This is a genomic window from Cobetia sp. L2A1, from assembly GCF_009796845.1.
Lineage (GTDB): Bacteria > Pseudomonadota > Gammaproteobacteria > Pseudomonadales > Halomonadaceae > Cobetia.
The window spans coordinates 412,449-432,683 of record NZ_CP047025.1; the positions used below are offsets into that span (position 1 = coordinate 412,449).

At 61.2% G+C, this 20,235-nt stretch carries 17 protein-coding genes; 12 read left to right on the forward strand and 5 right to left on the reverse strand.

Features of this window, described 5'->3' with window-relative positions; genetic code table 11:
• Positions 1–50: 50 nt before the first annotated feature.
• The 3 genes from GQR90_RS01920 to glrR all read left to right on the forward strand — a co-directional run bounded on the left by GQR90_RS01920 (position 51) and on the right by glrR (position 3,723).
• The gene (locus tag GQR90_RS01920) at positions 51–1,580 is read left to right on the forward strand and encodes a sensor histidine kinase (protein WP_233266389.1); all 1,530 of its coding nucleotides are present in this window, start codon (positions 51–53) and stop codon (positions 1,578–1,580) included.
• A gap of 87 nt (positions 1,581–1,667) precedes the next feature.
• The gene (locus GQR90_RS01925; RefSeq protein ID WP_158772653.1) at positions 1,668–2,234 is read left to right on the forward strand and encodes a hypothetical protein; all 567 of its coding nucleotides are present in this window, start codon (positions 1,668–1,670) and stop codon (positions 2,232–2,234) included.
• A gap of 121 nt (positions 2,235–2,355) precedes the next feature.
• Positions 2,356–3,723: a two-component system response regulator GlrR gene (gene glrR, locus GQR90_RS01930; protein WP_158772654.1), complete on the forward strand. Its 1,368-nt coding sequence runs from the start codon at positions 2,356–2,358 to the stop codon at positions 3,721–3,723.
• Between the two features lie 270 nt (positions 3,724–3,993).
• Here glrR and xseA read toward each other — a convergent pair whose 3' ends face one another.
• From xseA to GQR90_RS01950, 4 genes are all read right to left on the reverse strand, one after another.
• On the reverse strand, positions 3,994–5,352 hold the full coding sequence (xseA, locus tag GQR90_RS01935) for an exodeoxyribonuclease VII large subunit (RefSeq protein WP_233266390.1): 1,359 nt from the start codon (positions 5,350–5,352) through the stop codon (positions 3,994–3,996).
• A 202-nt stretch (positions 5,353–5,554) separates the two neighbouring features.
• The gene (locus GQR90_RS01940; RefSeq protein WP_158772656.1) at positions 5,555–7,057 is read right to left on the reverse strand and encodes a tripartite tricarboxylate transporter permease; all 1,503 of its coding nucleotides are present in this window, start codon (positions 7,055–7,057) and stop codon (positions 5,555–5,557) included.
• A gap of 18 nt (positions 7,058–7,075) precedes the next feature.
• Entirely contained in the window at positions 7,076–7,516 is a 441-nt protein-coding gene (locus GQR90_RS01945; protein ID WP_088743151.1) for a tripartite tricarboxylate transporter TctB family protein, read from the reverse strand.
• The gene (locus tag GQR90_RS01950; RefSeq protein ID WP_144726658.1) at positions 7,513–8,502 is read right to left on the reverse strand and encodes a Bug family tripartite tricarboxylate transporter substrate binding protein; all 990 of its coding nucleotides are present in this window, start codon (positions 8,500–8,502) and stop codon (positions 7,513–7,515) included. The genes GQR90_RS01945 and GQR90_RS01950 overlap by 4 nt, the downstream gene beginning before the upstream one ends.
• 193 nt (positions 8,503–8,695) lie before the next feature.
• Here GQR90_RS01950 and GQR90_RS01955 point away from each other — a divergent pair, with 193 nt between their 5' ends.
• From GQR90_RS01955 to GQR90_RS01990, 8 genes are all read left to right on the forward strand, one after another.
• The gene (locus tag GQR90_RS01955) at positions 8,696–9,370 is read left to right on the forward strand and encodes a response regulator (RefSeq protein ID WP_158772657.1); all 675 of its coding nucleotides are present in this window, start codon (positions 8,696–8,698) and stop codon (positions 9,368–9,370) included.
• The gene (locus GQR90_RS01960; RefSeq protein ID WP_158772658.1) at positions 9,367–10,770 is read left to right on the forward strand and encodes a sensor histidine kinase; all 1,404 of its coding nucleotides are present in this window, start codon (positions 9,367–9,369) and stop codon (positions 10,768–10,770) included. Before GQR90_RS01955 ends, GQR90_RS01960 begins: the two co-directional genes overlap by 4 nt.
• Positions 10,763–11,860, forward strand: a complete 1,098-nt coding sequence (locus GQR90_RS01965; protein ID WP_233266391.1) for an ABC transporter substrate-binding protein — start codon at positions 10,763–10,765, stop codon at positions 11,858–11,860. Before GQR90_RS01960 ends, GQR90_RS01965 begins: the two co-directional genes overlap by 8 nt.
• On the forward strand, positions 11,857–12,009 hold the full coding sequence (locus tag GQR90_RS01970; protein ID WP_158772659.1) for a hypothetical protein: 153 nt from the start codon (positions 11,857–11,859) through the stop codon (positions 12,007–12,009). Before GQR90_RS01965 ends, GQR90_RS01970 begins: the two co-directional genes overlap by 4 nt.
• Before the next feature lie 219 nt (positions 12,010–12,228).
• Complete coding sequence (gene guaB / locus GQR90_RS01975; protein WP_158772660.1) at positions 12,229–13,698, forward strand: IMP dehydrogenase; 1,470 nt, start codon at positions 12,229–12,231, stop codon at positions 13,696–13,698.
• 137 nt (positions 13,699–13,835) lie between these two features.
• Positions 13,836–15,410, forward strand: a complete 1,575-nt coding sequence (gene guaA / locus GQR90_RS01980) for a glutamine-hydrolyzing GMP synthase (protein ID WP_158772661.1) — start codon at positions 13,836–13,838, stop codon at positions 15,408–15,410.
• Positions 15,411–15,928: 518 nt separating this feature from the next.
• The gene (locus GQR90_RS01985; RefSeq protein ID WP_199269457.1) at positions 15,929–17,155 is read left to right on the forward strand and encodes a multidrug effflux MFS transporter; all 1,227 of its coding nucleotides are present in this window, start codon (positions 15,929–15,931) and stop codon (positions 17,153–17,155) included.
• A gap of 144 nt (positions 17,156–17,299) precedes the next feature.
• Positions 17,300–17,746, forward strand: coding sequence for a MarR family winged helix-turn-helix transcriptional regulator (locus tag GQR90_RS01990; protein ID WP_158772662.1), 447 nt, complete (start codon positions 17,300–17,302; stop codon positions 17,744–17,746).
• A 74-nt stretch (positions 17,747–17,820) separates the two neighbouring features.
• Here GQR90_RS01990 and GQR90_RS01995 read toward each other — a convergent pair whose 3' ends face one another.
• On the reverse strand, positions 17,821–18,711 hold the full coding sequence (locus tag GQR90_RS01995) for a pseudouridine synthase (RefSeq protein WP_158772663.1): 891 nt from the start codon (positions 18,709–18,711) through the stop codon (positions 17,821–17,823).
• Positions 18,712–18,899: 188 nt separating this feature from the next.
• Between GQR90_RS01995 and GQR90_RS02000 the strand changes: the two genes are divergently transcribed.
• On the forward strand, positions 18,900–20,207 hold the full coding sequence (locus GQR90_RS02000) for an FAD-dependent oxidoreductase (RefSeq protein WP_158772664.1): 1,308 nt from the start codon (positions 18,900–18,902) through the stop codon (positions 20,205–20,207).
• Positions 20,208–20,235 lie beyond the last annotated feature (28 nt).

Genomic DNA, 20,235 nt, shown 5'->3' on the forward strand with positions numbered 1-20,235 from the left:
AACCGCGATGGACGCTGGCGAACTCTGGTATTCTTGGAAGACGTGATTCGATGATGACCACCCCTTTCCTGCATAGAGTTTTCTCAATGGCCTCCACGGTGTCACGACGCTGGCGTCCCCGCTCCCTGCCTCAGTTAGTGCTGATGGCCTTCTTTGTGGTGATGCTGCCGATCGCAGTGCTCATGTTCCAGGCGGGACAGGCGTTGTCAGAATTGTCGGAACTTGCCGACGTCAGCGCCCGTCAGGCAGTTGATCAGACCCGACGTGCCCGCACGCTGACCAATCTCGCTGTCGAGATGGAGCGTAGCGCTCGTCAGTACGCGGTACTGGAAAACCCCGATCTGATGAAGATCTATGCCGACAAGGCCAGCGCTTTTCGAGAGCTGCTGGATGCACAGGCGCGCCTGCTCGGTGAAGGAGACCCGCGTGTCAGAGAGCTGAAAAGCACGCTGTCAGAGCTGGAGCGCATGCCCGAAATGAGTGTGGCGCAGGTCAGCAGCCATCTAGAGAACTTCGGCCCCTTCTCGATACAAGCCAGCGGTTTGCTCAACTCTACCCGTGAACTCGTCGATGCCCGTATCGAGGGTATCCGTGCGCGTGCGACTCAGGTGAAGAATCAGTTGTGGTGGCAGACGGCAGCACTGGTCTCTATCAGTCTGCTGCTGATGCTGTTCTTTACCTGGCTGATCATTCGCCCCATTCGTCAGCTGGAACGTCGTATCAATGGCCTTGGCAGTGGTGATGACAGCGCGCGGCCAATCGTGATCAAGGGGCCGGCCGAATTGGTGCAGCTGGGTGAGCGTCTCAACTGGCTGTCGATGCGTCTTGATGAGCTGGAAGAGCAGAAGCAGCAGTTCCTGCGCCACATGTCCCATGAACTCAAGACCCCGTTATCCAGCATCCGCGAGGGTACCGGGCTTTTGATTGACGAAGTGGCAGGGCCGCTGAGCCCTCATCAGGCCGAAATTCTTGGCTTGCTGGACGATTCCAGCAAGGAATTGCAGAAGCTTATCGAGCAGCTCCTCGACTACAATCTGTTGCAGCATAATCAAGGGCTTGAGAGAAGCCGCTTTGATGTCCATGAAGTCTTCAAGGAAGTACTGGCCAAGCACCGGCTAGCACTGGAAAAGAAAGGCATGAAAGTGCATCTTCCGCCTGCCAGTCTGAACTGGGAGGCCGACCGGCCGCGAACAGGGCGCATTCTCGATAATCTGATTTCCAATGCCATTGCTTATGGCGAAGATGGCGGAGATCTATGGCTGAGGGCGCGCAAGGAGCGCCGTCAGCTGGTCATCGAGGTCGCTAACAGCGGCGAGCCAATTGCCGCTCAAGATCGCGATCACCTGTTCAAACCCTTCTATCAGGGTGCGGTGAAACGCAAGGGGCCACTCAAGGGCTCTGGTATTGGCCTCTCAGTGGCGGCTGACAGCGCCCGCGCCCAATTTGGTCAATTGGTGCTGGTGGACGATGCCAGGGCGGATGTCTGTTTCCGACTGACATTGCCCACAATGACTCGTGCGCTGTCGCTGTCGCCAGGGGAAGGCAGCGAGTCTGATCTGCAGGCAGGGAATGCATACTGACAGCGCGGATCATCAGCCTTTACTGCCAGTACATACCACATAAAATGGCACCAATGAGTGCCATCAAACACGCAAGGAACTGAAGTGATGAAGGGTCAACGACTACTGCTGAGCCTTACTGCCTGCGTGCTGCTCAGTACCCTCAGTGCCTGTGGGGTCCTGTCAAGCATGACCTTGCCGGGCACTGAATCTGCAGCCATGAGTCCTGGTGTCGAAACCAGCTGTCTTGGGGCCGGTGATCTACCGGACTTCGCGGGGGAAGATTGCCTGCTGGATGAATGGGTCGCCTTCGCCCTGCAAGCGCAACGCGGTAATGGTGACTGGCGCAGAAGTACGCTGGTACAGCTGGAAGGGACCCGTCATGATCGTCGCCTCGCCCGCGCTATATTGTTGAGCTGGGGTGATGAGTCAGACTGGGAGCACGCTTCCGATTTGTTCAAGGCCGATCTGCCGACGGCGCCGAGTCGCCTGCAGCCGTTGCTACGTCAGTGGCTCAATGGGCTCGAGGAACGCCGCGATCTGATTGATGAGCGTGACAAGAGCGAGAGTGCTCGTCGCAAGCTGAGTGCCGATAATGCTCAGCTCAGCAAGAAGCTCGAAGCATTGACTGCCATCGAGGAATCCATCAATTCTCGCCGCCAGAGCACGCCCTGAAGTCTCGGCGACTGCCTCTGGCCACGATCTGTCACCGGCCCATCTGGCTAGGTGACGCAAGACTGTGCGGGCCTGGCGGCCGGTTGTCCCCACGCCGCCGAGTGACGCAAGGAGAGTTAGTGTGAAATACGCTCAAGCGCATATTCTGCTCGTTGATGATGATGCGAGCCTGCTCAAGCTGCTCGGCATGCGTCTCGAAAGTCGTGGCTTCAAGGTCACGACTGCTGGGAGTGGCCGTGAGGCGCTTAACCGTCTCGAAACTGCACGTCCTGATCTGGTCTTGTCAGACCTGCGCATGGACGAAATGGATGGCATGGCACTGTTTGGTGAGCTACAAAAGCGCCAGCCAGGCATGCCGGTCATCCTGTTGACGGCGCATGGCTCGATTCCGGATGCCGTCAGCGCCACGCGTCAGGGGGTGTTCAGCTTCCTGACCAAGCCGGTCGACAAGGATGAGCTGTTCGCGGCCATCGATGAAGCGCTGGCACAGGCGCCGCCGGTAAAGGAAGGCGATGATGCCTGGCGGGCGGGTATCATCACGCGCTCTCCGCAGATGGAGCAGATTCTCGAACAGGCTCGCATGGTAGCAGCCTCGGATGTCAGCGTGCTGGTCACTGGCCCGTCCGGTTCCGGCAAGGAGCTGATGGCCAAGGCGATCCACAATGCCAGCCCGCGTGCTTCCAAGCCCTTTGTCGCCATCAACTGTGGCGCGCTACCGGAGCAGCTGCTGGAAAGTGAGCTGTTCGGCCACGCCAAGGGCTCCTTCACTGGTGCGATCAGTGCGCATCAGGGCCTGTTCCAGGCCGCGGATGGCGGCACACTGTTCCTGGATGAAATCGGCGACATGCCGTTGGCATTGCAGGTCAAGTTGCTGCGTGCGCTGCAAGAGCGTCAGATTCGTCCACTGGGATCGACCACCTCGATCGCCATCGACGTGCGCATCATCTCTGCCACGCACCGTAATCTCGACAAGGCGATGCATGACGGCGACTTCCGTGAAGATCTCTACTACCGCCTCAATGTGGTCAATCTCAAGCTGCCGGCCCTGCGTGAGCGGGCCGAGGATGTGCCGCTGCTGGCCAAGTATCTGATCAGTCAGGCTGCTGCGCGCCACAAGCCTTTCGTGAAGGGCTTCTCACCGGAAGCGCTGAATCTGCTGGCCTCCAGTGCCTGGCCGGGCAACGTGCGTCAGCTGGTCAACGTGGTCGAGCAGTGTGTCGCACTGACCAGCTCCTCGATGATTCCTGAAGCCTTGGTCTCTCAGGCACTGGCCGCAGAAGAGAACGCACTGCCGTCCTTCTCCGAGGCGCGTGCCGGCTTTGAGCGCAGCTATCTGATCAAGGTGCTGAAGATAACCGAAGGCAACGTGACGCAGGCCGCCCGAATCGCGGGGCGTAACCGTACCGACTTCTACAAGCTGTTGGGGCGTCATGATCTTGAACCGGGCGTCTTCAAGCCGGGTGCCGAGCAAGGGCCGCCTGATTTCTAGATTCAGCGCGTCCGATGCCACGCGAAGGGCGTTCAGGTTCAGCGCGTCCGATGCCACGCGTAGGGCGTTCAGGTTCAGCGCGTCCGATGCCACGCGAAGGGCGTAAGGCCAAAACCCGAGCTGCTGTTCGCGAGAGCATTCTTTATCGTGTGTGAAGCGCCATGAAAAAGCCCCGCTACCTTCATCAGGTAGCGGGGCTTTTTTCGCTCTCGTTTCGCCAGGCTCGTTACAGTACCGGGAGCTGAGATTCTGCTGAATAAAGAGAGTGATTCAGGGCCTGGGTTTGTAGCGGCGCTTGACCTCGACGGCCAGGCGACCTTCGCCGAGACGGATCGACAGCATCTCGCCGGGCTGGGTCTGATGCGCGGCGCGAATGACCTGTGGCGAGCCTGACGATCCGCTGCGCTCGACAATCGCATAGCCGCGATTGATCACGTTGAGCGGGCTGACCGCATTCAGCGCCCGCATCGCACCCTCAAGACGCTCTCGGTCAGAGGCCAGACGACGCGGCAATGCCGCCATCAAGCGTGGTGTCAGCATGCTGATTTGCTGGCGATGGCGTGCGATATCGCGTGCTGGGCTGGCCTGCTTCAAGCGCCGCTCCAGCTGGGCGGCGTTCTCCTGTTCACTCTGCAAGCGCTGGCGCAGCGCGGTGTGCAGTCGGCGCTCCAGCTCATTGGCGCGCTCGCGTTGTAGTCCCAGGTCACGTGCCGGATGGCGCAGGCGTGATCGAGCATGGTCAAGGCGCTGCGCGGCCTGATCGAGCACGGCGCGCTGGGTGCGCCATAGCCGTCGGGAGAGGGCGTCCAGCTGATGCGCCAGCGCGCGCTGATCGGGGAATAGCGCCTCCGCGGCGGCAGAGGGCGTCGGCGCACGCAGGTCTGCTGCCAACTCAGCCAACGTGGTGTCGGTCTCGTGGCCGATGGCCGCGACCACCGGCAGGCGCGAATGGTAGATGGCGCGTGCCAGGTGCTGGTCATTGAAGGCCCACAAGTCCTCGAGGCTACCGCCGCCGCGCGTGATCAGCAGCGCATCGCAGTCACTGTCACGGTTGGCCATCGCCACGGCTCGAATGAGTTGGGGTACGGCCTGTGGCCCCTGTACTGCAACGGATAGAACGCTCAAGCGAGCCTGCGGCCAGCGCTTGCGCGTGACGGCAATGACATCTTGCAGCGCCGCACCGGTCGCCGAGGTGATCACACCCAGATGCTGCGGCGGATGCGGTAGCGCCCGCTGATTGGCAAACACCCCTTCTGCGGCCAGCTGCTCCCTGAGGCGTGCCAGCCGCGCCAGCCATTCTCCCAGTCCCGCCTGCTGCAGCGCCTCGACGATCAGCTGATAGTCGCCACGTGCCTCGAACAACGACACCTTGGCCCGCACTCGAACACGGTCGCCATCCTTGGGTTTTTCGCGCAGAAACTGGGCGCGACTCTTGAACAGCGCACAGCGCACCTGGGCACTGTCATCTTTCAGCGTGAAGTAGCAGTGGCCGGAGCGCGGCTGCGAGAAGCCCGAGATCTCCCCCTCGATCCATAGCTCGCCCAGTCCGCGCTCCAGCAGACGTTTTGCCTCGCGGTTGAGCTGAGTCACGCTGATGGCGTCGGCGGCAGAGGTAGACGGTTCGAACACGCGCGAATCCTTGAGTGTGGAGGACTGGACGGAAGGTGAGCTGATGCGAGAGCGAATCATGATGCCACAGCCGCGTGTTTTTCGCCGAGCGTTGCCATGACACGCCGCGCATCAATGAAAACACCCCCACTCTCCGATAGGACAGAGAGTGGGGGCGTTGGCGTCATGGTGAGAATGCTGGTGTTCGGACCGCCTGGGCAGCTTACGCGGCTTTGGCGCTGCGCTTTGACAAGAATGTCAGCAGCATCGGCACGAGCATCAACAGCAACGAGGCGGCCCATAGTCCTTGCGAGATACCGGATTGCCACAGGATGTTGGTATCACCGCCACTGATGGCCAGGGCGCGACGCAGGTTCTCTTCCATCAGCCCGCCGAGCACGAAGCCCAGCACGATGGTGGCCAGCGAGAAGTTGAGCTTGCGCAGCAGGTAGCCAAGGATGCCGATGCCCAGCATCAGGTAGATGGCACCCATGTCCGAGTGCAGCTGATACACGCCGACGAAGGACAGGATGACGATGCCGGGCACCAGTGCCCAACGCGGGATAGTCAGTACGCGCGCGAAGAAACCCGCCAGCGGCAGATTGAGCAGCAGCAGCACGATGTTGCCGATATAGAGTGATGCGATAAGGCCACCGGCCACTTTCGGATGTTCGCTGAACATCATCGGGCCTGGCGTGATGTTGTAGAGCATCAGTGCGCCCAGCAGCACGGCAGTGGTGCCAGAACCGGGAATGCCGAGTGTCAGCATCGGCACGAAGGAACCTGCTGCCGAAGCATTGTTGGCCGCCTCCGGGGCGGAAAGTCCGCGCATGTCACCGGTGCCGAAGGTGTTGTCCTTGTCACTGATGCGTTTTTCGGTGGTATAGGCCACGGCTCCTGCGACCGAAGCGCCGGTGCCCGGCAACACGCCGATCAGAAAACCGATCAGGCTGGAGCGCAGCATGGCGCCCTTGCAGTAGAGAATTTCCTTCATGGTCACGAATACGCGGCCTATGACGGGCAGCTCGCCTGTCTTGCCGTGTTGCAGTCGGCTTTCCAGCATCAGCAGAATCTCGCTGATCGCGAACATGCCGATGATCAATACCACGAAGTCGATGCCATCGTAGAGGTCCGGAATGTCAAAGGTGAAGCGCTGGATACCGGTACCTGAGTCGACGCCGATCGTCCCGATCAGCACACCCAGAATGGCGCCCAGGGCGGTCTTGACCGGATCATTGCCCATCATCACGGACATGGAGGCAAACGCGAACACCATCATGGTGAACAGCTCTGCCGGGCCGAACAGGACCGCGACCTTGGCCAGCAGCGGCGCGAACAGCGTCAAGCCGAGAATCGCGATGCTAGCGCCCACGAAAGAGCTGATCGCCGAGATGCCCAGCGCAGGCCCCGCCAGGCCCTTCTTGGCCAGCGGGTAGCCATCCAGGGTGGTCATGACGGCGCCGGCGTCCCCCGGCACATTGAGCAGAATGCTGGACATCCGACCGCCGTATTCCGCGCCGGTATAGATACCTGCCAGCAGGATCAGCGCAGATTCGGCAGGCAGGCCGAGGGTATAGGCAAGCGGCATCAGAATGGCGATGCCGTTGATGGGCCCGATGCCCGGAAGGGCACCGAACAGTGTGCCGAGCAGGGCGCCGGTAAAGGCCAGGCCAAGATTGAGGGGCGTCAACGCCACTCCGAAGCCCTGAATGATGAAATCAAACATGCAACACCTCTCTCGGTATCAGGAAAACCACAGGCCTGTGGGCAGGGATATTTCCAATACCGCGGTAAACAGCAGATAACTCAGGCCGGCCATCAGTACACCGGTCAAGCAGGCCGCACGCCAGTTAGCGCCGAATAGCCGTGCAATCGCGGTAATCGCGGCCACCGCGGTGAGGGGATAGCCAAGACGCACGAAGAAGAAGGCGAAAACGATGAGGACCAGCAGCACCAGTCCCAGCTGCACGAAAATCGCGGCAGAGGGCCAGTTTCCTTCGGGGCCAGGACGTACGATCAGCACCAGAGAGAAGGCGGCCATCATGATGGAAAGCCCGATGGGGAAGGCCTTGGGTCCTACCGGGTCGTAGGCGAAGGGCACATGGATACTGAGGGCCTGGGCGACGATGAACGCCGCCAGCCCCATCAGGGCAATGCCCAGGATGCGGTCGGCGGCGATTTTCATTGGGTCAGACCTACTTCTTGGGCGAGGGTCTTGAAGTCGGTGATCTGCGCTTTCACGTACTGATCGAAGTCAGGGCCGAATTTCTGGATCGGGAACAGACCGCGAGCTTCACGAATCTTGGCGAATTCAGGCTTCTCGCTCAGCAGCTTGAGGCGCTCGACCCAGGCGTTGTAATCAGCATCGCTGACATCCTTGCCCATGTAGTACCCGCGCCAGATTGGCCAGGTCACGTCGTAGCCCTGTTCAGTGGCGGTGGGAATATCAGCGAAGGCCCCTGGCACGCGTTCTTCCGACAGCGCAGCCAGCACCCGAATCTTGCCGCTGGACAGCTGTGACTGAAGCTCGGAAAGGTCGCCGGTATACACCTTGATGTGATTGCCCAGCAGGGCTGCCAGCGCTTCACCGCCACCCTCGAAGGACACATAGCGCAGCTTGCGCGGCGAGACATCGATCGACTTGGCGATCAGTGCCGCCTTCATCCAGTCCTGGCTACCGATGGTACCGCCGGCGCCGAAGGGGATTTCGCTCGGATGTTTCTTGAGGTCGTCCATCAGCTCATCCAGTGTCTGCCACGGAGAGTCGGCATTCACGACCACGGCGCCATAGTCGACGCCCAGCGCACCGACCCAACGCACGTCATCGGCGGTGAACTTGCCGAATTTACCCAGCGCCAGATTGACGGCGGCGCCAGTGCTGGCGGCCACGATCAGGTTTGGATCGTCGCTGCGTACTCCGATGACATGGTTGTAGGCAACAGCGCCGATACCGCCCGGCATGTAGGTCACCATCATCGGGGAATCGATGACGCCGGTTTCCAGCAGGCCATTGGCGGCCAGGCGGCAGGTCAGATCATAACCACCCCCCGGTTTGGCGGGGGCGATGCACTCGCTTCTGTCAGCGGCCATGACTGGCAATGACAACAGGCTGACGGTGGCGATGGCCAGCGGTGCGACGAGGGCGGCGGCGAGACGTTTTGTGGATGGCATGGTGTGCTCCTGATGCGTCTTGTTGTTGTCCAGATTGTTTTTGTCCACAGAGCGCCTTTTGCTTTATGTTCAAGGCGAAGGCTGGCGCTCTTGTGGTGATGCATCGCGAATGCTGAGGCGATGAAGGCATGGTAGGAGCGCGACCTTTCATCAACCTGTCAGATTTCCCTAACCCTCATGAGACATTCGACGCATGCGCCTGCTAGTGATTGAGGACGATCCCCTCATTTCCAGCGCCCTGGAGCGCAGTCTTTCTGCGTCGGGATTCGCGGTGGACACCTTCTCAAGCCTGGCCTCTGCCCGCGATGCTGCGCGTCAGGGTGGCTTCGATCTCGTGCTGCTCGATCTGGGCTTGCCGGACGGGCAGGGCATGGAATTGCTGGCGGAGCTACGCCAACGCGGTGATCTCACGCCGGTGCTGATCATCACTGCCCGCGATGGAGTGGATGACCGCGTGCGCGGGCTGGATCTCGGCGCTGATGATTATCTGGCCAAGCCGTTCTCGCTGGTGGAGATGGAAGCGCGCGTGCGTGCCCTGCTGCGGCGCAGTCAGGGGCGTAGCGACAACAGCATCCGCTTCGGGTCACTGACGATGTCCTCTGCCGGTAGTGGCACCTTGACCCTGCAGGACGCGGTGCTGGACCTGCCCCCGCGTGAGCGCCGCCTGCTGGAAAGCCTGATGCTGCATGCCGGCAAGGTGGTGTCGCGAGAAGTCATCGAGGGCAAGGTGTTCGGCTATGGGGAGGTCGGCTCCAATGCGCTGGAGGTGTATATCAGCCGCCTGCGCAAGCGGTTGGCAGGCAGCGATGTCCAGATTCGCACCCTGCGCGGGCTGGGCTATCGCCTCGAGATGACAGGCGCCGGATGATCATCCAGGGCAAGCTGCGCAATCGTCTGCTGGGCTGGCTGATGAGCATGATGCTCATCGTCGGCGGCCTGCTGTTGATCGACGCCTGGGTGACCAGCCAGCGCTCGGCGCAGCGCGCCTTTGACAGCCAACTGGAAGATGCCCTGCTGGCGATGTCAGAGGCCATCCAGTGGCAGGACGACATGCCGCGCATCATGATGCCGCCCGCCGCGCTCAGCATTCTGTCGACCCGCCATCAGGAGCGCGTCTTCTATCGCTTGATTGATGACCAGGGGCGGGTGCTGGCCAACAATCTCGACATTCCCCTGCCGGGCAAGCTCAAGCGCGAAGCCAGAGAGGGGGATGTCTGGCTGGATACCGACTACCAGGGCGTGAAGTGGCGACTGCATGCGCGCAGCGTGCGCTCTGCCGGTTGGGAGCGTCAGTTTCGCGTGCAGATCTGGGTCGGCCACACCACGGAGGGGCGCGAGATGCTGGCGCGCGATCTCTTGGTCCGTGCGGTAGGGCGAATACTGGTGATGGGGCTGTTGGCGGTCGTGATGATCTTCATCACGCTGCGACTGGCGCTCACGCCACTCAAGCGGCTGCGGGATCAGCTGCGTCGCCGACAGTCGCAGGATGCCAGTCCGCTCTCCGGTAGCATGCCTGAGGAGATGCGCGAACTCGTCGATACGCTTGAGCAACTCTTCCATCGTCAGGGGGCGTCGCGTGATGCCTTGCTGCGCTTCACGGCGGATGCCAGCCATCAGTTGCGCACGCCCTTGGCGGGGGTGCAGAACGTGGCGGAATTTGCCCTGCAGAGCCGCTCTCCCGATGAGTGGCATCAAGCCTTGAGTGACATCCATGCCAGTGCCGCGCGTACCAGTCGTCTGGCGGGCCAGCTCTTGAATCTCACCCGTCTTCGCCATCTGGCATTGCCCGCCGAACACGAGGTGGTGGAGCTGAGCGCGCTGCTGCGAGACGTCGTGCTGGAGTGGGCAGAACGCGACATGGCGCTTCAGCATGACCTGGGGCTGGCGTCGCTCCCCGATAGCCCGATCAGCGTGCTGGGCGAGGAGTGGGCGCTGCGGGAATTGATCGGCAACCTGATCGAGAACGCGCTGCGCTATACGCCCGCCGGCAGTGAAATCACGCTGGGACTGACGCTGACGGCTGACAAGGTCGTGCTGTATAGCGAAGACAATGGACCGGGTGTTGCCCCCGAAATGCTGGAACGGCTGTGTCAGCCCTTCGAGCGCGGCGGGCGTCAGGACACCGAAGGCTCAGGGCTTGGGCTTGCCATCGTCGAGACCATCGCTCAGCGTCATCAAGGCACGCTACAGGTGAGCAATCGTCTTGAGGGCGGCTTGCACATCAGCCTGACGCTACGGCAATTGCCGACAGGAGAGGCAGATGCATAAGCGCAAGCCGGGACAGCGACTGACCGTTCAGCTGGTGCTGAATCTGTTGCCGAGGTTATTGATGAGTCTGTTGATAAGCCTGCTGGTGGGGGGCATGGGGATATCGACAGCCTCGGCAGCCTCGCGACTGGTGATTGAAGCAGCACTCGATCAACAGGTCGCGACGCCGCTGCTGACGGCCTTCTCGCAGCAACATCCCGAGTTAGAGATCGACTATCGTGACCGCACCTCGATGGGCGTCCATGCCCTTGCCGAGCAGACTGCCCCCGGTGCCGACATCATCATCAGCTCCGCCATGCCGTGGCAGGTGGCGCTGGTGAATCAAGGGCTGGCGCAGCGACTCGACAGCGACGTCGCTCGGCGATGGCCGGCATGGGCCAAGTGGCGCGATGAAGTCTTCGCCTTCACTTTTGAGCCCATCGTGATGGCCTATCGGCTGGATCTGGCGGGCAAGATGCTGCCGCCGTCTTCGCATGCCGATGTGCTGCGGTTGTTGACCGAACACGCAGACACCCTGTCAGGACGCGTTGCCGCCTATTCGCCCTCCCGGAGTGCGCTGGGCTATGTGCTCTATCTGCAGGACTCGCGCTACTCCGGCCGCTTCTGGTCGCTGGTCGAGGCACTGGGGCGCGTCAATGCCACGCTTGAGACCAGTACGCAGCGCATCCTGGAAGGGCTCTCCGAGGGGCGTTATTGGCTGGGCTATAACCTGCTGGGGTCGTATGCGTTGCAATGGGCGCAGTCACATCCTGAAGTCATCGTGCAGATGCCCTCTGACTACGCGCTGATTTCGATGCGTACCGCGTTCATTCATCGCGATGCACCGCATCCGCAAGCGGCACGTACCTTTCTGAATTTCCTGCTCAGCCGCGCAGGCCAGCATGTGCTGGCGGGCGAAACACCGCTTTTCAGCATTCGCAGCGATGTTCTAGGCCCCTTCACCGCGCAATCACTGCGCGATCAGGTCGGTCAGCGCCTCTATCCGCAGCCGTTGGATGCCTCCTCGCTGAGCATGCTGGATGGCTCGCGCCGGGCGGACTTTCTTGCCCGCTGGTTCAATGCCTACTCGGGAGGCGCACCAACCCCTTGACGCATGAAGGAGGCGAGCTTGAGCCTGAATCTTTGCCTTTGAACCTGACTCTTGAGGCCAAGTCCCTGGCGGCGCTGATGGTGACGCTCGCAAGCTGTCGTGCCATTGCACCAGGCATGAATCGAGAGCGTATTGAGGGAGTATTGTGACCCCCGATGGCGCCGCCACACTTGACCAATCGGTTAGTGTCGCGGCGTTCGGGATTTTCATTTCCATAGCGTGCGACGTTTGTCTGCAGGGATTCATATGAGCTATAATGGGTCATTACCTTTCGCAGCAACGCAATATCCGTAGTCATGGCGCCTGTCACTCAGGCCCTGCACTGCGGCTTTCGCGCATCCCTCACAAACTGCTACTGGGCGTTCGACATGCTACGTATAGCGCAAGAAGCTCTGACGTTTGATGACGTTCTTCTCGTCCCCGGCTACTCCGAGGTCCTCCCCAAGGACGTCAGCCTGAGATCCCGTCTCACTCGTGACATCAGCGTCAATATCCCGCTTATCTCTTCCGCGATGGATACTGTCACCGAAGCTCGCCTGGCCATTGCGATGGCTCAGGAAGGCGGTGTCGGCATCATCCACAAGAGCATGAGCATCGTCCAGCAGGCGGCGGAAGTCCGCAAGGTCAAGAAGCACGAGAGCGTCATCGTGCGTGACCCGGTCACCGTCAGCCCGAAAGCCAAGATCCAGGACCTGCTGTCAATGTCCGCGGAGCATGGTTACTCCGGCTTCCCGGTCGTCGAAGGTGAATACCTCGTCGGTATCGTGACCGGCCGTGACATGCGTTTCCAGCCGGATCACAGCGATACCGTCGCCGGTATCATGACGGGTCGCGACAAGCTGGTGACCGTGCTTGAAGGCACCTCACTGGACGAGATCAAGGCCAAGCTGCAGGAAAGCCGCATCGAGAAGATGCCGGTGGTGGATGAAGAATTCCGCCTGCGTGGCCTGGTCACCGTGCGCGACATCGAGAAGGTCAAGGCCTACCCGAACGCAGCAAAAGACAGCAACGGCAGCCTGCTGGTCGGCGCTGCGGTTGGTACGGGTCCGGAAACGCCGGATCGCGTCGCGGCACTCGCCGAAGCCGGCGTTGACGTCATTGTCGTCGATACCGCACACGGCCATTCCAAGGGCGTGATCGAGCGCGTCGCTTGGGTGAAGCAGAACCATCCGAAGATTCAGGTCATCGGTGGCAACATCGCCACGGCAGAAGCCGCCATCGCCCTGGCAGAAGCCGGCGCAGACGGCGTCAAGGTCGGCATCGGCCCGGGTTCCATCTGCACCACGCGTATCGTCGCCGGTGTCGGTGTGCCGCAGATGAGCGCTGTCGCCAACGTCGCGGCCGCCATGGCCAAGTACGACGTGCCGGTCATCGCTGATGGCGGTATCCGCTTCTCCGGCGACATCGCCAAGGCCATCGCCGCAGGCGCCAGCATCGTCATGATCGGCGGCCTGCTCGCCGGTACTGAAGAAGCGCCGGGTGAAGTCGAGCTGTTCCAGGGGCGTACCTACAAGGCCTACCGTGGCATGGGTTCCATGGGCGCCATGTCCCAGACCCAGGGCTCCAGTGATCGTTACTTCCAGGACAAGAATGCCGGCGTCGAGAAGCTGGTCCCGGAAGGCATCGAAGGCCGCGTGCCCTACAAGGGCATGATGAGCGCCATCGTGCACCAGCTGATGGGTGGCCTGCGTGCCTCCATGGGCTACACCGGTAGCCAGACCATCGAAGAGATGCGCACCAAGCCTGAATTCGTGCAGATCACCGGTGCCGGCTTCGCCGAATCCCACGTCCATGACGTGCAGATCACCAAAGAAGCGCCCAACTACCGGCGCGACTGAAGCACAGCGAAGCGCGACGTGAAGCGGGAGCCCTAGACGGGTTCCCGCTTTGCTTAGGGTTCCGGAAGTCTCGGCCCCTCTCGTGCTCCCTCGCAGCTCCGAAGCGGGTCTCACGACTCCCCAATGAGAGACTGAAGATGCAAGACATCCATTCCCACAAGATCCTGATCCTCGATTTCGGTTCTCAGTACACTCAGCTGATCGCACGTCGCGTGCGTGAGCTGGGCGTGTTCTCCGAAGTGCGTGCCTTCGACATCACTGAAGAAGAGATTCGCGAGTACAACCCCAACGGCATCATCCTTGCCGGTGGTCCGGAATCCGTGACCGAACTGGACTCGCCGCGTGCACCGCAGTGCGTGTTCGAGATGGGTCTGCCGGTATTCGGTATCTGCTACGGCATGCAGACCATGGCCGAGCAGCTGGGCGGCAAGGTCGAAGGCTCCAACGTGCGTGAATTCGGCTATGCCCAGATTCGTGTCGATGGTGAGTCCGCGCTGTTCAAGGACATCAAGGACCACCTGGATGACGAAGGCCGTCCGCTGCTTGACGTCTGGATGAGCCACGGCGACAAGGTCGCCCAGGTGCCGGAGACCTTCACGGTCACCGCTTCCACCCCGAGCTGCCCGATTGCCGCCATGGCGTGGGAAGAGAAGCAGTTCTACGGCGTGCAGTTCCACCCGGAAGTCACTCACACCCTGCAGGGCCAGCGCATTCTCGAACACTTCGTGATCGAGATCTGCCAGGCAGAGCGTCTGTGGACACCGGCCAAGATCATCGAAGACCTCACCGATCGCGTTCGCGCGCAGGTGGGTGATCGCAAGGTACTGCTTGGCCTGTCCGGCGGCGTCGATTCCTCCGTGGTCGCGGCGCTGCTGCACAAGGCCATCGGTGATCAGCTGACCTGCGTCTTCGTCGACAACGGCCTGCTGCGCAAGAAGGAAGGCGATCAAGTCATGGAAACCTTCGCACGCCACATGGGCGTCAAGGTCATCCGTGTCGATGCTGAAGACCTCTTCCTCGGCAAGCTCAAGGGTGTCAGTGACCCGGAAGCCAAGCGCAAGGCCATCGGCAACACCTTCATCGAAGTGTTCGATGCCGAAGCCACCAAGCTCAAGGATGTCGACTTCCTCGCCCAGGGCACCATCTACCCTGACGTGATCGAGTCCGCGGCCAGCAAGACCGGCAAGTCCCACGTCATCAAGTCCCACCACAATGTCGGCGGCCTGCCGGACGACATGAAGATGGAACTGGTCGAGCCGCTGCGTGAGCTGTTCAAGGACGAAGTGCGCAAGATTGGCCTGGAACTCGGCCTGCCGTACGACATGGTCTACCGTCACCCCTTCCCGGGGCCGGGTCTGGGCGTGCGTATCCTCGGTGAAGTGAAGAAGGAATACGCAGACATCCTGCGTGAAGCCGACGCCATCTTCATCGAAGAACTGCACAACTTCGACTGGTACCACAAGACCAGCCAGGCGTTTGCCGTCTTCCTGCCGGTCAAGTCCGTCGGCGTCGTCGGCGATGGCCGTCGTTACGAGTGGGTCATCGCCATTCGTGCCGTCGAGACTGTCGACTTCATGACCGCCCGCTGGGCGCACCTGCCGTATGAGCTGCTGGAGAAGGTCTCCAACCGCATCATCAACGAGCTGGAGCACGTCTCGCGCGTCACCTATGACGTCAGCAGCAAGCCGCCGGCCACCATTGAGTGGGAATGATCGTCTGACGATCACCCCTCGCTGAGCTGACGCAGCGTTCTGTCTAGACGGTCTCTTGAACTGATCGAGACGAGAACGTAGCAATAAAAAAGCCCTTCTGGCCATTGGCCGGAAGGGCTTTTTTTGTGGACGTGATTCAGGAAACGCTAGCCGCTTGCTCACTCCTGTTCGACTGGTTCCTGCCTGGCCTTGCGCAGGTCGGGCCGTACGCCGTGGGCGGAGTGGAAGAAGCCAAACTCGGCCATCCTCCACGCTTCACACCCCATTGAGTGACGGTCTGAACGTTGTCATCGAGTTGTGTCGAAGCATGGGATTGCGATGCACTTCGGAGCGCATCAACATCCTTGCCTCACAGCCGGACAGTCGTCTTTTAGCGAAAGATTGTGGAGCTTTCGTCAGTATAAGGAGAGTCGTGGCAGAGTCGGGGAGGAGGGTGCATCGCGGTGATACCATCTTGCGTGGTGCCGAATCTGGTGTCGTGACCAGTGACGGAGTCCCCCGAATCTGAAGGAAAGATGATGACGACTGAACAACCACGGCTGGGCCGACGCGGGATGCTGTTATTGCTGATCGTCCTTGGGGCCTTCCCTCCACTGACGATGGATATTTATCTGCCAGCGCTGCCGCAGATAGCAGAGACCTTCGGTGTCCCGCGTGACGCCGTGAATCTGACGCTGGGTGGCTACATGGTCGCCTATGCCTGCGGTATGCTGTTCTGGGGGCCGTTGAGCGAGAAGTTCGGGCGCAAGCCGATCCTGATGATCGGGCTCGTGCTCTACGTTCTGGCCAGTCTGGGCTGCGTGTTCACCCACAGCATCGAGCCGTTGATCCTGTTCCGGATTCTGCAGGGCTTCGGCGGTGGCGCCATCACGGTGGTGGAAACCTCCATTGTGAAGGACCTCTACAAGGGGCGTGAGCGCGAGCGAATTCTGGCCACCGTCATGTCGCTGGTGGTGATCGCGCCGCTGGTCGCCCCCGTGCTGGGGGCAGCGCTGCTGAAGATAGCCTCCTGGCACGCGATCTTCGTGACACTTGCCGTGTTTGGCGCCCTCGCGTTTGCCCTCGTGCTGCTGTTCCGGGAATCGCTCCAGCATCGCTATGAAGGGCCGGTGCTCAAATCCTGGAGCCGACTCGGCACGGTGCTGCGCAATCCGCACTTCGCCTATCTGGTGCTGCTGTTCGGCATGGCGCCGATGTGCCTGATGGCGTTCATCGGCAGTGCCGCGTACATCTATATCGATGGGTTCGGCATGTCGGAGCAGGCCTTCAGTCTGATTTTCGCCATGAATGCCCTGTGCGCACTCTTCGGCCCGATGCTGTATCTGCGCCTGTCGCGGGTGATGTCCGTCCAGACCATCATCCGGGTGGGCTTCGCGGTACTGGTCGTGAGTGGCGTGATACTGGTGCTGTTCGGTGATCGCTCCCCGTGGCTGTTCGCCGCCTGTGCTGCTTGCGCGACGCTCGCCGTGGTTGGCCTGCGCGTGCCCGGCACCAACCTCATTCTGGAGCAGCAGCAGCGCGACACCGGCTCCGCGGTGGCCCTCATCCACTTCCTCACCAGCATGCTAGGTGCCATCGCCGTGCAATTGGTCGCCGCACACTCCGGTGATCTGACCCCCACCCTGGGAGGTCTCTTCATCGTGGTCGGCGTGCTGTGTGGTCTCATGTGGTTGGCGGTACAAGGCCGCTCCTTCGTGACCGACAACCTGTCGAAACGCGATGATCCAGAAGCCGTGGCGTCCTGAGACGTGCATCTTGCTTGAGGATGTCAGGTGAGAGAGCGGTGTAAAAAAGCCCTTCCGGCCATTGGCCGGAAGGGCTTTTTGTTTTCATGCCAGACGGTCTATATCATTGTCACTGACAACTAATCATTCAGGATCGCCGCACTCATGGACTCCAGCTCGCAGCAGGCCGAAGCGCTGTACGAAGCCGTCAATCAGCTCATCCGTGTTCATCAGTTTCGTGATCGCGAGAGCATCTGCCACCACAACGTCTCGGTGGCGCAGTGCTACGCACTGGAAACCCTCGTCAAGCATGGGCCGCTGAGATTGCAGGCGTTGGCGGATGAGATGTATCTCGACAAGAGCACCACCAGCCGTATGGTCGACTCTCTGCTGCGCAAGCAGTATGTACTCAAGGTGCTGGACCCGAACGACAAGCGGGCGGTGCAGCTGTCACTGACACCCGAAGGCGAGGCGTTGTACGCGACGATTAGGGGTGAACTCGTCGCAGAAGAAGCCTCGCTGATAGAAGGGTTGCCCCCCGAAGTGGTGGAGGGGGCGCTGACGCTGCTGAACAAGCTGACCATTGCGGCGCGAGAGCGGCTGGGTAACTAGCATCGCCGCTAGCCAGGGCTGTTCGAACGATGCCAGCTCGCTGAGGCTGTCCCAGTCAGACCAGCCCAGTGGCGCTAGTCTAGTGACAGATTTCCGTCGTATTCAAAGCGTCTCGGCGCCTGCGTTACCGGGTCAATGAACTCGAGTCCCTTGGAGAGCAGCTGCAACGGGCTAGCATAATCATCCGGCGAGAGCGGCTGCAGCACGGGGTAATAGCGATCATTCAGGATCGGCCAGCCGAGGGTCTGCATGTGTACGCGCAGCTGGTGGGTTCTGCCGGTGACGGGGTGCAACTCGAACAACGCCTGGCTGTCAGTCTGCTGCACGCAGCAAATCACCGAGTGACTGTTGGCGGCGCCTGCGGTGACGTGAATGCGAAAGCGCTGCTCGCTCTGCTCGAGGCGATTCTTCACCTCCCACTGCTGGCCGACAATGGACTCATCAGTGTGGGTCTCGGCGATGGCCTGATAGGTCTTGTGGATATTCCGCGATTTGAACAGCTCATGGTAGAGGTGGCGTGTGTCGGGATTGATGGAGCACATCACCAGCCCTGCGGTGACTCTATCCAGGCGATGCACGGCCTGTAACGCCTCTATCCCGGTGCGCTTGCGCAGGCGTTGCTGCAGGCACTCGTTCACGTACAGGCCACCGGGCGTGACGGGCAGAAAGTGCGGCTTGTAGGCCACCAGAATGTGCTCATCCTGATAGAGGATTCGTTCCGCGAAGGGGATGCTCGGCTCGCTTGCCACCTCGCGGTAATAGAAGACCCGCAGCTGCGGCTTGAAAGGGCACTCCGACGTGATCAGCGAGCCATCATCGCGATGCACCTTGCCCTCGGCCATGCGCGCTCGCCATGCCGCTTCATCAATCGCCGGAAACTTGAGCAGCAGATACTCCAGCACCGTGGTCACACCGGGATTGGTCTGAGGCAGGCTCAGCTTGGAAGGGCGCGCGGAAATTGCCATGGAGAGATCCAGAGGTAGGTAGAGAGGCATGAGCGGCGAATGTCGACTGGCCGCTAGTGTAACCGAGTGAGAAATGCTGCGGAGGGGTGCGCTCTGATGGCTTATCAGGAAAGTAACATGGACAATTCGCTGAGAGAGTCTTACGCTAATTGTTGTCAGTAACAACCTTTATGCAGGTGGAGGACTCTATGCAACATGCGACGCACCATGCTTCAAAAGATGGTATCACCCAGCTACCGGTCGCCATCATCGGCGCAGGGCCGATAGGGCTGAGCGCAGCAGTGCATCTGCTGGCAGCGGGCATTGAGCCCATCATCTTCGAGTCCGGTGAGCAGGCGGGAGCCCACCTGGCGAGCTGGGGACATGTGCGCATGTTCTCGCCCTGGTCCTACAACATCGATCCCGCCGCTGCAGCCATGCTCAAGCAGACGGACTGGGAGGCGCCGGAGCCGACGGCGTTTCCCACCGGCGCGGAGCTGCTGTCGCAGTATCTGCAGCCGCTGGCAGCACTCCCGGCGATTGCCTCGCGCTTGCAGACTGACTCACGCGTCACGCATGTCAGCCGTCAGCAGCATGATGTGCTGCGCTCCACGGGGCGTGACGAGGCGCCTTTCGTGCTGCGCGTGAGTGATGCGAGCGGCAACCCGACGGGCGAGCGCGATGTGCTTGCCCGCGCCGTGATCGATGCCTCCGGCACCTATCAGTCTCCCAACGGCATTGGCGCGCACGGCATTCCCGCGCTGGGCGAAATCGCGGCGGCCGACAGCATCGCCTATGGCGTACCGGATATCACCGGCAAGGCGCGCGCGCAGTATGCGGGCAAGACCGTCCTCGTCGTCGGTGGCGGGCATTCTGCCTTCAATGCGTTGCAGGACTTGATCGCTCTGGCGGATGAGCACCCTGATACGCGCATTCTGTGGGGCGTGCGCGGCGCGAGCATGGATAACGTCATCCGCTCGCCCGAGGACGATGAGTTGCAGGAGCGCAGGGCACTCGAGGTACGTATCCAGCAATGGCTGGACGCCGGCAGGTTTGAAGTAGTGACGACGCTTGCCATCGAGGCGATCCATCAGGAGGGCGGGCAACTCGTGGTGCACAGTGGTGCACAACGCCTACCAGCGGTGGATCGCATCATTGCCGCCACCGGTTTTCGGCCGGAGCTCGGCCTGCTGTCGGAGCTGCGCGTCTCGCTGGACCCCGCCACGCAAAGCCCTGTGCGGCTTGCACCGCTGATCGACCCCAATCAGCACAGTTGCGGCTCCGTGCCGCCGCATGGTGCCGCAGAGCTGGCCCACGAAGAAAGCGGCCTGTATATCGTCGGTATCAAGAGTTATGGGCGCGCGCCGACCTTCTTGATACGCACCGGTTATCAGCAGGTGACATCCGTCGTCGCTGCCCTGGTGGACCCCGCATCAGTGACGCCTGCGCCGGTGTGCGGGGCAGCCAGCAAGGCCGCCGCGAAAGACACCACCACATGTGAGCCGTCCTGCGGGTAACGTCTCACTCACGTAAAAGCGCCGTGAT